This is a genomic window from Roseburia sp. OM02-15 (assembly GCF_003481835.1).
Taxonomy (GTDB): domain Bacteria; phylum Bacillota; class Clostridia; order Lachnospirales; family Lachnospiraceae; genus Eubacterium_I; species Eubacterium_I ramulus_A.
The window spans coordinates 1-13,085 of record NZ_QULX01000004.1 but is presented as its reverse complement, the minus strand read 5'-3'; the positions used below and the strand labels follow the sequence as shown (position 1 = coordinate 13,085).

At 37.0% G+C, this 13,085-nt stretch carries 16 protein-coding genes; 2 read left to right on the top strand and 14 right to left on the bottom strand.

The window, feature by feature from the left end; genetic code table 11:
- Positions 1-14 precede the first annotated feature (14 nt).
- The gene (gene yfcE / locus DXB15_RS04950) at positions 15-560 is read right to left on the bottom strand and encodes a phosphodiesterase (protein WP_109215156.1); all 546 of its coding nucleotides are present in this window, start codon (positions 558-560) and stop codon (positions 15-17) included.
- Positions 561-654: 94 nt separating this feature from the next.
- Positions 655-1,455 (bottom strand): MBL fold metallo-hydrolase, encoded by an 801-nt coding sequence (locus DXB15_RS04945; protein WP_109215157.1) that lies wholly within the window; start codon positions 1,453-1,455, stop codon positions 655-657.
- Positions 1,456-1,602: 147 nt separating this feature from the next.
- Between DXB15_RS04945 and DXB15_RS04940 the strand changes: the two genes are divergently transcribed.
- The gene (locus tag DXB15_RS04940) at positions 1,603-2,085 is read left to right on the top strand and encodes a GNAT family N-acetyltransferase (protein ID WP_022035651.1); all 483 of its coding nucleotides are present in this window, start codon (positions 1,603-1,605) and stop codon (positions 2,083-2,085) included.
- Between the two features lie 281 nt (positions 2,086-2,366).
- Here the strand turns inward: DXB15_RS04940 and DXB15_RS04935 are convergent, their stop codons facing one another.
- The 10 genes from DXB15_RS04935 to DXB15_RS04890 form a co-directional block, all read right to left on the bottom strand.
- On the bottom strand, positions 2,367-3,017 hold the full coding sequence (locus tag DXB15_RS04935; protein WP_109215158.1) for a DUF1287 domain-containing protein: 651 nt from the start codon (positions 3,015-3,017) through the stop codon (positions 2,367-2,369).
- Positions 3,018-3,126: 109 nt separating this feature from the next.
- The gene (locus DXB15_RS04930; protein ID WP_118702227.1) at positions 3,127-3,771 is read right to left on the bottom strand and encodes a chloramphenicol acetyltransferase; all 645 of its coding nucleotides are present in this window, start codon (positions 3,769-3,771) and stop codon (positions 3,127-3,129) included.
- 370 nt (positions 3,772-4,141) lie between these two features.
- Positions 4,142-5,575 (bottom strand): DNA/RNA helicase domain-containing protein, encoded by a 1,434-nt coding sequence (locus DXB15_RS04925; protein ID WP_118702226.1) that lies wholly within the window; start codon positions 5,573-5,575, stop codon positions 4,142-4,144.
- A gap of 66 nt (positions 5,576-5,641) precedes the next feature.
- Positions 5,642-6,586, bottom strand: coding sequence for a DMT family transporter (locus DXB15_RS04920; protein ID WP_118702225.1), 945 nt, complete (start codon positions 6,584-6,586; stop codon positions 5,642-5,644).
- A 308-nt stretch (positions 6,587-6,894) separates the two neighbouring features.
- Positions 6,895-7,434, bottom strand: a complete 540-nt coding sequence (locus tag DXB15_RS04915) for a flavodoxin family protein (RefSeq protein ID WP_118702224.1) — start codon at positions 7,432-7,434, stop codon at positions 6,895-6,897.
- 89 nt (positions 7,435-7,523) lie between these two features.
- A complete protein-coding gene (locus DXB15_RS04910; RefSeq protein ID WP_118702223.1) occupies positions 7,524-8,456 on the bottom strand; it encodes a hypothetical protein in 933 nt (310 codons plus the stop codon).
- 10 nt (positions 8,457-8,466) lie between these two features.
- Positions 8,467-9,603 (bottom strand): type II toxin-antitoxin system HipA family toxin, encoded by a 1,137-nt coding sequence (locus DXB15_RS04905; protein WP_118702222.1) that lies wholly within the window; start codon positions 9,601-9,603, stop codon positions 8,467-8,469.
- Positions 9,590-9,868, bottom strand: a complete 279-nt coding sequence (locus tag DXB15_RS04900) for a helix-turn-helix domain-containing protein (RefSeq protein WP_109215168.1) — start codon at positions 9,866-9,868, stop codon at positions 9,590-9,592. Before DXB15_RS04900 ends, DXB15_RS04905 begins: the two co-directional genes overlap by 14 nt.
- A 141-nt stretch (positions 9,869-10,009) precedes the next feature.
- A complete protein-coding gene (locus DXB15_RS04895) occupies positions 10,010-10,765 on the bottom strand; it encodes an EFR1 family ferrodoxin (RefSeq protein WP_118702221.1) in 756 nt (251 codons plus the stop codon).
- A gap of 16 nt (positions 10,766-10,781) precedes the next feature.
- Complete coding sequence (locus DXB15_RS04890; protein ID WP_330427467.1) at positions 10,782-11,219, bottom strand: GNAT family N-acetyltransferase; 438 nt, start codon at positions 11,217-11,219, stop codon at positions 10,782-10,784.
- A 155-nt stretch (positions 11,220-11,374) separates the two neighbouring features.
- Here DXB15_RS04890 and DXB15_RS04885 point away from each other — a divergent pair, with 155 nt between their 5' ends.
- Positions 11,375-12,013: an aldo/keto reductase gene (locus DXB15_RS04885; RefSeq protein WP_109215171.1), complete on the top strand. Its 639-nt coding sequence runs from the start codon at positions 11,375-11,377 to the stop codon at positions 12,011-12,013.
- 59 nt (positions 12,014-12,072) lie between these two features.
- On the opposite strand, the gene DXB15_RS04880 is transcribed toward DXB15_RS04885, so the two are convergent.
- On the bottom strand, positions 12,073-12,645 hold the full coding sequence (locus DXB15_RS04880) for a hypothetical protein (protein ID WP_109215172.1): 573 nt from the start codon (positions 12,643-12,645) through the stop codon (positions 12,073-12,075).
- 35 nt (positions 12,646-12,680) lie between these two features.
- Positions 12,681-12,980 carry a hypothetical protein gene (locus DXB15_RS04875; RefSeq protein WP_109215173.1) on the bottom strand — a complete coding sequence of 100 codons (300 nt, stop codon included), beginning with the start codon at positions 12,978-12,980 and terminating at the stop codon, positions 12,681-12,683.
- Between the last annotated feature and the right edge of the window lie 105 nt (positions 12,981-13,085).

The window sequence follows — 13,085 nt, the reverse complement described above, 5'->3', positions numbered from 1 at the left end:
GCTACATGAAAAAATCAGTTAAAGCAATACCGCATCTGTTCTGTTCCCTGTAAATTTTTCCATATAAATTTGCCATTTTCATATATCATATATCCATGCCAACTTTCCTCTTTTGGAATAGAAACAGATCCGGGATTCATATAAATATAATCCGGATGCTCTACGCATTTTGGTACATGGGTATGCCCATTCAGCAAAATGTCTCCTTTCTGAAGAGGTGGCAGATTGCCCTCATTAAAATGATGACCATGTGTGGCATAAATTATATTTTTTTCATCTGCAATCACACAATAATCTGCCAGAACCGGGAACTCCAATACCATCTGATCTACTTCCGTATCACAATTTCCCCGCACACAGAGAATGTCCTGTTTACGTTGATTTAACAATGTAATTACTTCCTTTGGATTGTAGGCTTTTGGCAGATCATTTCTTGGACCATGGTACAAAATGTCACCAAGCAATAATAACCGGTCTGCTTTTTCTATGTCGTATGCTTCCAGCAATTCTCTGCAATAATATGCTGATCCATGAATATCTGATGCGATCATCCATTTCATAAGTATTTTCCTCCACGTATCGTATTTACCAAATCTATATTATTATGCTTATGTTTTTGCGTTTTATAATAATAGTTACTAAATAATATTTTCTTTAAAGAACCAATGTCTCCAAATCTTCTGGTACAAAAATAGTTCCATTGAAATACTTTCTTCCCTCATTTTGATAAAGTTCTTTTCTCAGCAACAGATTTTTGTCTTCTGTGTGATATAACAGCAGATTTTTTACATGCAATTCTTCTGCCAGTTTACTTGCATCTGCCACTGTGGAATGATGCTTTTCATACGGATGAAAAATATCTGCTTCGCTCTCCAGACAGAATGCTTCATGTAATAACCATGTGCTGTTCTCTGCGTACTGTTTTTCACATGGATTATATGGCTCATCGCCGCAACAGGTAAGTTTTTCTCCATTTCCCAGTTCCATACAGAAACCGAATTGTTTCGCTTTCGTCGACTGGATATCGAAGAACGTAACTTTTTTAGATAAAATGCTGACAGACTCATCATCTGCAACGGAAATGAGATGCAAACGTTTTCCAATAAATGCAACATCTTTCTTTTGCAGAAGTTTCTCTGCCAGATCCTTCAATAGCTCAATTACTTCTTCATGTGCATAGATTGTCGCATCTCCTTCGTATTCACCCTGTCTCATGTGCTGGCAGATCATCCGCATCATCCAAATGATACCAGTAATATGATCAATATGCTTGTGCGTCACAAAAATGGTTTTGATATCTTTCCAGTTAATTCCGGCATGTTTTAACTGATGCAGTATCGTACTTCCACCACCACCGTCTACCATAAAATATTTCTGATCTTCCTGTAATACAAAGCAGGTATTGTAGCACTCCGTCACAAGCGCATTTCCTGTTCCAAGCATTGTGAGTTCCATAATTTTCTCCTTCTGAATCAAAAAACTATGGGAACATTATAACACATATGATTTGTAAATACATATTTTTTCCATTCCTCTACACATTTCTATCACGCAATGTTATAATATACAAACATGATACGAAAACATTATTGAGGTGAAAAAATGACTATACGAACTGCTACTATGAATGACTTAAATGCGATCACTGCTGTGGAAGCAGAATGTTTTCCGGCGGCAGAAGCGGCTTCCAGAGAAGAATTTTCCAAACGACTGACATATTATAACGACCATTTCTGGTTGATGTTTGATGAAGATAAACTCATTGCCTTTGTGGATGGATTTGTAACAGATGAAGAAACTCTGACCGACGAAATGTTCCATGACGCTTCCCTGCACAACCCTAACGGCGCATGGCAGATGATTTTTGGTGTAAATACGATTCCTGATTATCGCAAACATGGCTATGCCGGTGAACTGATCAAATCCTGCATTGCAGACGCAAAAGCGCAGGGCCGAAAAGGACTTGTTCTGACCTGCAAAGAAAAATTGCTGCACTACTATGCAAAATTCGGTTTTGTAAACGAAGGACTTTCTGAATCCGATCATGGCGGCGCAGAATGGTATCAGATGCGTATTACATTTTAAAAAGGAGCCATTTTCGGCTCCTTTTGCTTCTCATATAGAATATTTTCTAAAGATAGCATACTAAGAAATAAATTACTTAACATCCTTAATCCACTGGTCAATCTGGCTTTGTGGTGTCTTTTTGTTGTTGCCTCCTGTGCATTTCTTTTTCTGTTGGTATCATAGCACTTGGAGTTCACTCCATGTCAAGAAATTTTATTCGCTCTACCGTAAAATGTAATGGCAACTTCCTGCTTATAGGACTTAATTCCGGGTAGCTGACGTTAGCCTTATATGACATTCTACTTCCAACGATAATGTCCCACAATATCATCCCGTTTTTCCAAAATATCCTGTTCATAGGATTTCTGCCACGGATCATTGTGATGAATCACATATGAAACACCATTTTTATTTCTTCGGTCTGAAACAATCCCGATATGCTTTTGAAAAATGATGATATCTCCGCCCTGCCACTGCTCTGTTTTGGAAACATCGGTGGTCAGGCTTTCTGCATTATTGGCAAAAAACACCTGTAGATTTTTCACTCTGCGAAAGTCAATGTTTGAATCTGGCTCTTGGATATCATAATCTTCCGGATGATTCTGAATGTCTTCATTTACAAGCTGCATCAGATCATAACCGGCAGCCTGCATTGCAAATGCTACCACATCCGTACACACACCATAATTATCATTCGAATAACCACTGTTATAATATTTACTCTTATACTTCGGTTTTGTGTTAATATAATCCAAAGCTCCCTGAAGGATGTCTGTCTGATCGTCAATGTCATCCTGATCATAATCTATGGAGCTGTGCACTTGCTCATACTTTTGTTCGGATAAATCAGGTAACCTTTTCGGAGAAGTATGCTGATATCGAAGGAAAATGCCAATAACTATGACGACTACTATCACAAGTATAATAAAAATAAATTTCTTCTTTTTCATAAAATCTAACCTATAATTTGTACAAGTCCAAGTTTCATGTGTTCTTCTCTCCAATTCTTTGTAAATGGTGGATCTGCCAAGTTTGTCTGCTATTAGAATATCAACAATCTCAATTTTTGAGTGCATTTATTTCGTTTTGCAGATATTCAAAAAATAACCCGATATGATAGCCATCCGCTACCGCATGAGCAATCGTAATATTTACGGGCATATCTATTCTATTACCATTTTTTTCATATTTTCCCATCGTAATAATTGGGAAAAAAGTCGGTTCCCCATTTGCCACTCTGCTTCCATAACCAGTAAAAGCCGTCCAAGGTGTACAGGAGATACAATAAAAATTTGCCGGTTGTTGTTCTTTTACTTTAATTCCTTTTTTATCCTTATAAGTATGCATATCTGTTGTTATATTCTGAAAGCATTTTTCAAAATCTTCCTCATATTCCGACCAGCAATCGGAAAAAGTTTTGTCATCCTGATGGAAAATCGTATAGTTTGGATTTATTTTATCCCATACGCATAAATTTCCTTCGTTGTCCCGAAACATCTTGAAATTTTCTATTTTATTAAGAACTTTGGTAACAATATATATTACAGTCGGATAAAATTTGTAGTTGTGAATATAGCAGAAATCCATTAAATTTTTAATATCAATTGGTGCTGTCATATTTACTTCAATTTTTAACTTCTCTGTATAATAACGATAATGTTCTTTACGCACCCATTTTTCAATATCTAGCTTTTTATAATTCATAAATTATGCCCTCCCTTTTCATTTAGTTTTCTCCATTCGTTCACTGGAACGCTGAATAACTCGCGCATATGTATTTTCGGAATCCATCCTCTGTCAATATTTTCTCATAAGGTAAAAATCCGGCAAATTCCTCTGCTGCCACCTCGCCTCAATTGACATAACTTACAATACAATCTTCCCGGACAACATATTTCGGTAATTTTACCACATGCACTTCTGCCTGATATTTCAACAATAATTGGCAAATCTGATGAAATTTCTATCATATATCATGCCGCCTTTGCACTGTAATTTGTAAATCAACGATTTTATTTATCTATAAATATCTAAATCAGTATTCTATTCAACCATATTGTTATCGTTTTTTATACTATTTCATATCAAGTAAAATACCATACACAGCTTCATTCCCTTTAACTACAAAAGCCAGATTTTCCTTTGCCTGATTCAATAAGTGAAACAGTTGACGTACCTCGGACTGTCCGTTTTTCATCGGATGTATAGATCTTAAATACAGTTCATCGTCATAGTAATAACGTTCATCTAACACTACAACCATTTGCTCTGTATCACGAACCGCTGTAATCCCAAGCTCTGCATTTCCCATTTGCGAAAAATACTGATATCCCTGTCGTATATAATCCTGCACCAACGTATCTGCTTCTTTTGTATCATTTGCATACACCACAGACACATGCGGAAATTCATTTTGATTTTTCCTTACAGGCAAGTGCATCATATTTTGAATAAAAGAAGAAAGTTCCGCATTAGTTCGAATCCGATTTGTCAAGCGGAATGTCTGTAGATTCGGCAGTTCTTGCATCCGTTTCATCGTGCTCTGATCCATTTCTTTCGGTGAGATCATTTCTTCTGAATCACTGGAAAAAATGATCGGACGATCTTCACTCATATCCAGTAATACATTTAATTTTTCAACCGAAAGCAGATGTGCCTCATCCACCAATATCGCATGATAATCCTCTAACGAAAATTGTGTTTCCAACTGATTATCTGACAAAAAATCAATTCGCTGTAAACGTTTATGTAAAATTTCCCATTTCTTTCCTGCTTCCCCACAATGAATGATACAGACCTGCTGTCGGTTGGATAGTTTCATGGCAATATCATAAAGAAGCAATGTCTTTCCGGTCCCAGGCAGACCACTGAAAGAAAAATATCCGGTCTGTTCCTCGCGGATTTTCTTTAAAATCTGACGTTTGATATCCCGCTGCTGTGCCGTCAGAAAATATTCTTTGTTTAAAAATCGATTCGGTTCTGTCAACGGCGAAAACAGATACCATTCTGCCCGAAACAGATTTTCAATATCACCAGAATAGTCCTTACCCCCTTTTTGCAAAGCCGCACACAACTGATTCCAACTTGCCTCTATTACATGATCGTGATTTGTCAACCGCATCAGACGATTCTGACTGCTGATATAGGTATAAGACTGAATCGGCTTGCCAAGTACAGACAGATAATAACGATTCTGTATCAACTGCTTTTGTATCGCTTCCTCCGAAACAGCTCCACTTTTCAATTCAATATTGATGATCTGATTTTCTTTAATTTGCAGGAGATCAAATTCTTTGCCTAAACGCGGAATCTGAAAAGAATAAAACAGACGAAGTGCCGATACGTCTGGCACATGAAGTTCCAGCTGTTCGACCAGTGCCCGCATACTTTCCAGTTCCCACTCTTTCATTTTCAGCATGTGTTCTCTGCCGGATAACTGCTGCTCCAGTTTCTGTAAATGTTCAATATTCTGTTTTCTGGTTAATGCATAAATAGATATTGATTTCATAAATTACCCTTTATTTATTGTACAAAGATTTACTGCATTGTATCATTTTATGATTTCATTTCACTGTTACAATAATTTTATTAAAGTAGCACCAAACACCATCACGCAAACACCAACGATTTTCTGTACATTCATCGTTTTTTTCGGAGATTCAAATAACCCGAAATGATCTACCAGTATGCCGCCGGTTGTCAGACCAATCAGAATAATGATGACTGCCAGTCCCGTTCCAAAAATTTCTGCCAACTCTACGTTTGCAAGTACATAAATGCCACCGAATACGCCTCCGATCCACATCCACCATGGATTTTTCTTATTCATATGTTCCCGTGTCTCCACCACCGCACATTTCCCCTGCATCAATCGTAAACCGATGCAAATAACGCATAAACAGCTTAATCCAACTGTAAATGAAATAGCAGACGCTTTGATCGGAGAATCGACAACTTTTCCCAGATGTCCGTTAATGGCAGTCTGCACACCACTTAATGCACCGGACAATACACCAAATATTCTCCATAGCCAGATATCCGCATGTGCATTTTCTTTCGGATTATTTTTGCCGGCTTCTCTTTTTGCCAGAGATACAATTACTACGCCAGCTACAACCAAAACCGCTCCAAAGATCCGAAATACGGAAATCGGTGTTTTCAATGAATAAAAGAATCCAAAATGATCAATTACCAGCCCCACCAGAATCTGCCCCAGAACCGGCAATATAACCGCAAGCGTTCCGCCCAATTTTGCAAACAGTAAAATATTTCCAGTAACATATATAAAACTACAGATTCCACCAAACCAAATCCAGACTGGCTCCTGCAACATTTTATCAAATGGAATATGTACACCCTGTCCTAAAATCAATAATAACAATACTAAAAATATCAATGAAACTGCAAAAGATACAAGCGATGCCCGATAAGGGGAACCTACTTTTTTCCGTAATCTTGCATTGATGCTTGTTTGAATCGGGACACCAATACCTGCCAGTATTCCAAAAATAATAGACATTTTCCAACCTCTCCTCTACTTCCTATTTTCTATCATACACCAAAAAAGACTATAAACCAAACTGTTATGTTCAGAAACAGTAAAATTTATAGTCTTCTTTTATGTTGAGACAAACTTATTATTCATTTATTTTTTTATATTAACGATGTTATATGTATTTGTCAATCATTTATAGCATTTCGCCTTCCTATACCATTCCAGGAAGACATCTAACGTAAGCCTATTATCCAGATTCAATGTTCTACTGATAACTTTTCTTTCTCAAATTCACGGTCAGTTTTGATTCTATCATATAGTAATCCACTCAATCATACATGTTTTCCCATATCATATGCCTGTTGTAAAACCTGTGGACATTCTTTTACCAATCCGGCCTCCATGATATTTGGCGCATAAATTCTTCCCTTCACCACAGAATGATCCAAATGCTCCACAAATCCATCCAAATCTCCAAGGGAACGTTCAATGATATCTGTTCCAAGTCCTGCTGAAACAATATAATAAACATCCTTATGTCCAAGATTTTGCCAGATTGGATATGTTCTGTCGATAAAACATTTCATCTGTGCTGTTACACCATAAAAATAAACCGGAGTTGCCAGCACAAGCACATCTGCCTTCTGAAATATTTCTAAAATTTCAGCCATATCATCATACAGAACGCAGATTCCATTATTACGCATGCAGCCATCACATGCACGGCAAAATCCAATCTGCCTTTCCGCAATTTGAATCAGATCAACATGATGTCCGGATGCTTTTGCCCCTTCCTGAAATCTTTCACATAATAGTTGTGAATTTCCATTCTTTCTCGGACTTCCTGATATAATCAATACACGTTTTTGCATACTTTGTTCCTTCCTATTTTGATATATACATAAAAATTCCGGATAAGAATATATCTTTATAAATAAGAATATACTTTTTGTTCTGTTTATTAAAATAAATCCAACATACTATCCAGATAAATTGCTTCTCTGACCTGCAGTTGATACTCTGGTTTGGTCATATAATACAATAAAAATTCTAATACAATGGCACTACCTAATCCACGGCCTTCAATTTTAAAATTCGTAAATCCCATTGGCACATACACATTCTGAATATCGCCAATACTGATAAATGCTGGATTTTTCATCGCCTCTGAAAAACGATATCCATATGCAGCATTTGGTGCTGTACAACGATGATCTGGACAGTTCTCCCCCAGGTTTTGGCGACTGACCGTCTCATAACATCTCTTTCTATCAGTGCAGCCAATCCAGCAACACTCATTGCACAAAAATTCTGCTTTGTCTTTTTCTGATTGCGTCAATGTATTTAACTGTTCAAATGCCTTATTCAATCTGAAATCAGGTACAACATACTGAAACTCTTCTCGTTTTACTTCCTTTGCAAATTCGTGAAAATCGGTCAATACTTTCGTTGTAGAAGATACTAAATAAAGATTCGGATAGTTTTGTTTTAAATAATCCACCAGTAATTCCGAATGGACGATAACACCATTTTTTACACTATTATTTTCTGAATTACCATCTTCACTTCCTTGCTCAAATAAGGCACATAATTCGTTGCACTTTCTATCTGATAAATGTGCTTTTCTAAGCATGGAATTACTGAAAGTCAATCGGGCAGATATGCCATATTCATTTATCAATTTTAAAACTTCTTGCGGATTTTCGTCTCCACTTCCGATTCGCCCACCGCCCCAGAGACAGTCTGTCGGTGCACCGTAAATGGAACTGATCTCACACCAGTCATAAAAATATTCTCTATGCTCCTGATAAAGAGAAAGGAATATTCTATACAGTTCATAAAATTCAAACAATCCCGGCAAATGGTAATATGCTTTTTTCTTAATGACATTCATTTTTCATCACTCATCTATTTAAATACATTCCAAGCATTTCATTTACACAACTTTTTATCTCAGTTATGATATCCATACAGAGTTCTTTTTTTATTCCAGCCATAGTTCCAACTGCAAGAAGCTCTTTCTTTCCAGGATTACGACCATTTCCATCTACCGTAGTCGTATGTTCCCCATAATATGTGTTGCTGTATGTGAGATCATATGCCGGACTCAATCGCCAGCTATCTGCAGATTCATCATACAAATAGGTGAAATTTTTAGAATGATCATCTCTGTTATGTGCAAAAACATTGAAACACATACGTCGGAACATATTTTCAACATCATCTTTGTTATCTCTTGTAATTATTTTCGTTAATTTCATCAAACTATGATAATCCAGACTTGGTTGCTCAAAATCTAACTCTAAAAGTGCTGCTGCTGTCAACATATGCACCCTTTTTGTCCCAGATATATCCGATATACGATCAAATCGTTTTATCCCAAAATATCCTTCACAGACCTCTGATGGGAACAATTTTGTCTCACTCATTGTAATTCCGCATTTTCTGGCACAACAGGAATAATCATATTCCATTTTTCCTGCATTCTCACCATCTACATGTGCTGAAAATTTAATGATCCAATCCTCATCATTTATCGTAGTCATAATTTTAGGTCTGGCACCACCACTCGTTCCACCCAGGCGATATAATTCATCAAGTTTATCCGAATATTCTGTGTGCAAAATCTTCTGACATTGAAAAGCTAATTCGTCCAAATCCGTATTGTCATTCTCTTCCGAAAAACTTTGCTCTGGATAATAGGTCAATGCACCCATACCCGATTTTCCAACGATTGCCAGTCTGTCAATCACCGTTAGTTTGTCAGGATTCTGTTCATGTGCCAACAACAATCGTTTCAACAATAATCTCCCCCAATGATCCGGAAGACTATCAGCAAACACTCCAAAAAGGCCATCAAAATAATCTTTTGTGGGAACAAATACCTGATTTTCTAAAGGCAGTGAAAAAGGGCTGATTGAAAAACCTTGTTCTAGCCAACTGTCATCATATTGAAAAACCACCTTATGATTTGCAGCCAGCGCTAATGTTCCAACAACTCTGTTATCAAAAAGCACTTGTAATGCTTTATTTTGTTTCATTTAGAACCTCCTGTATATTTCTGTAAGGTACCTGTAAAAAAAGACTTCTGAGTTCATCTGCAATATCCAGCGCCATTGCTATTTTCGTCAATGAGATCAGAGAAATCTGCCCGGTAGTTTCAAATCTTTTTATTGATCCGTGGCTGACTCCACTCATAGCTGCCAGCTTTTCCTGTGAAATAGATCGCCTTTTTCGAATATTCCGTACTCGCTGTGCTAGCTTTTGATCCAATTCTTCTGCTGTTTCCCATACTAACCGCTCCATATGCCACCTCATTATATAGATAATATTTTATCTAAAATTACATATTTTTATTCAAAATAGATAATATTCTATCTATACAAATTTTATCATATAATTCATACAACATCAATATCAGTCCGATAAATAATAGGTTGTAAAAGATTAATCAAAAATTTTTTCAAAAGTATATCGTGGTTTTCCTTCGCTTTTCTTTCCATATTCGATTGCTTCTGCCGGGCAATAACAGATACATGCCATACAGTGCGTACAATTTGAACTCCATGCAGGTTTTCCATTTTTCAACTGAACATTGTTTAACGGACAGACCTGTACGCATTTGCCACAACTTATACAAGCATCCGTAGCCACAAACTTGTCTGCTTTTACAAACATTGGATAAAAAATAGTATTTACCGCGCTGCTCATAATTTTATCATACATATTATTACGCGGCTTTGAAAACTCCCGTTTTGCCTGAATATCTTTTATTACGTCATCAATCGACGGTTCTGCTTTTGCAACAATCTCCTTTGCTTCCACTTTATCTGGAACTCCAAACATTGCAATATAGTTTTCTGGCATCACAATCTGTGCAGTTCCCATATAAGAAAGATGCAATTGTCGACTTAATTCCTGATTGTATTTTGCTGCATTTCCAATTTCGCCACCACAGTCCATCACAAACCAGATTTTCTTCGCTTCTGGAAATTTTGTCTGCTGTAACCAGCTCAAAACAACACGCGGAATTCTCCATGCATAAGTCGGAACAACAATCACCATACTTTTACCCGTCATTACGTTATCCGTATTTCCTGCTTTTATCCGATCATTCATACTCAATATGTCATCATTTAATGCCATTGCAATCCGTTCAGCGATATATTTACTGTTTCCAGTTCCTGTAAAATATAAAACCATTTTAAATGCTCCTTCTCTATATTTTTTTCATATATAACAGTGGATATGGATTTCCTTCCTCATCATAATCCGTCCGTTTATACGTTTTAAATCCCATATGTCTGTAAAATCCAACTGCCTGTGGATTCTGTTCATTCACAGTAAGTTCTTGTATTCCATAATTTTCAATACCGTATTGTAACAATTGTTTTCCAACACCTTTCCCGCGTTCTGCAGACAAAAGGAATAACATTTCCAAGCGTTGGTTTTCAATTCCCATAAATGCAATCATTTTTCCTGATTTATCTTCAGCAACAATCAGATGTGCTACGTCACTTAAAGCCTGTGGTACATATTCTTTAATCTGATCTATCTCTTTACCCGAAAGGAAATCATGCGTTGTACGTACAGAATCTTCCCATATCTTCAACAAAACATTCATTATTTCTGGTGTTCGCTCCTCAATTTCATACATGTTCATATCTCTACTTCTCCTCATATTTATCTATCATACCAAAAATCATAAGAAAAAAGAATCAAAAACCACTTATATTTTCATCTGGTACAACAGTTTTAAAAATGCTATCATAAAAAGCAGAAACATAAACACAGAAAGGATGACACGTTATCATGAATAAAAGAAAACTGCGTAATCTGGAAGTAAATCCAATTGGTGTGGGATGTATGGGTTTTTCTCACGGCTATGGTGAAATCCCATCTGAAGAATACAGCATTCAGGCCATTCAGAAGGCACAGGCGGTTCATCCACTTTCTGCCATTCAGAATATCTATTCCATGGTGGAACGAAGCTGTGAAGAAGAAGTCATTCCTTATTGCATGGAACACAATATTGCACTGGTACCGTTTTCTCCAATTGCCAGTGGACTTCTGTCCGGAAAAGTAAACACAAGCACTGATTTTTCTCATAATGACGATGTCCGAAAATTCGTTCCACAGTTAAAAAAAGAAAATCTGGAAGCCAATCAACCATTGATCCAGCTGATTGAAACATATGCCAAGGCAAAAAATGCTACTGATGCTCAGATTGCCCTTGCATGGATGCTCCACAAATATCCAAACGTTGTTCCGATTCCGGGTTCCAAAAATCAGGAACGGATTCTCGAAAATCTTGCAGCCTGGGATGTGATACTGACCGATGAAGAATTTAACGACTTAGACAAGGCTTTAGAACAGCTTCCTGTTCAGGGATTCCGCGGTCATGTAGAATTTCAGGGTGGAACCATGGCAGACTGGGGAAAAAGGAAATAATACTTTCATAAATTACAATGGGGGAGATACGATAACATATCTCCCCCAAATTATTCTTTCTATCGTTCAAATTTCACTACATATGTACCAAGTACCTGATTACATGGAATTTTTGCAGCATTCTCTGCTGTAAACGCTTCTTTTGGATAAATATGTTCCGTCTCTGTCGGATAAGCAGGCAATGTCTTTCCAATGCTGACACCATGTGCATCGCCATCTGTAAATTTCCACTGAAAACTGCAATCACAGAATTCCTTTTTCTCTGAAATATGCTCTGCCGGTTTTAATATTTCTGTCTCTCCTAAGAAAAAACAGCCATCGTTGTCTTTCTCTGCCGGGCAGGAACCTTCCACAGCGACACCAGTAAAGGATAATTCCAGAAAATCCGTCTGAAATATCGTTGTTTTTCCATTACGTGTAAAAGGTACGTTCTCCCAGTAACCGATATTCAGCCAGCCTTTCTTTCCATCTTTTTCAACGGCAGTGTTAAATTCCACATATCCATTTTTTTCATCACGGATTTCTGCATTGATACGAAGCACCGGACGAAGAGAAACAAATCCTTCCGGAAGGATTGCACGCACCCGATCCTGCTCAATGCCATACGCCATTACATACTGCTCTACTTTCATAGTTATACTTACCTTTTCACTATTTTTCTATAAGCCTATTTATTTTCAAAAGTAATATTTCGAACCATGTTGCGGTTAATGAGCTGTGTACCTTTCTTTGTCTCTACTTTCAGCCACTGCGCATCACCGTCCATCAGTTTCCCTTTAATGGCTCCAACCTCATTAAACAGACTTACCACACATTCTTTTCCCATATACTGCTCTAATAATGTACCCATTTTCTCATATTCCTTTCCATCATTTACTACAAATATTGCATTTGCTTCCAATTGCATTGCCACCATCAGATTCATGGTATTTATACTATTGATGGCAGCCATTGTCGCTACATCCATATTGTACCTCGCAATTCTCTGTATTTTTATAAAATATGTATGTCACAAATTATATATGTCTTTTTGACTATCTTTTTATATCTTCTTAAATGTCCGCAAAGCCTT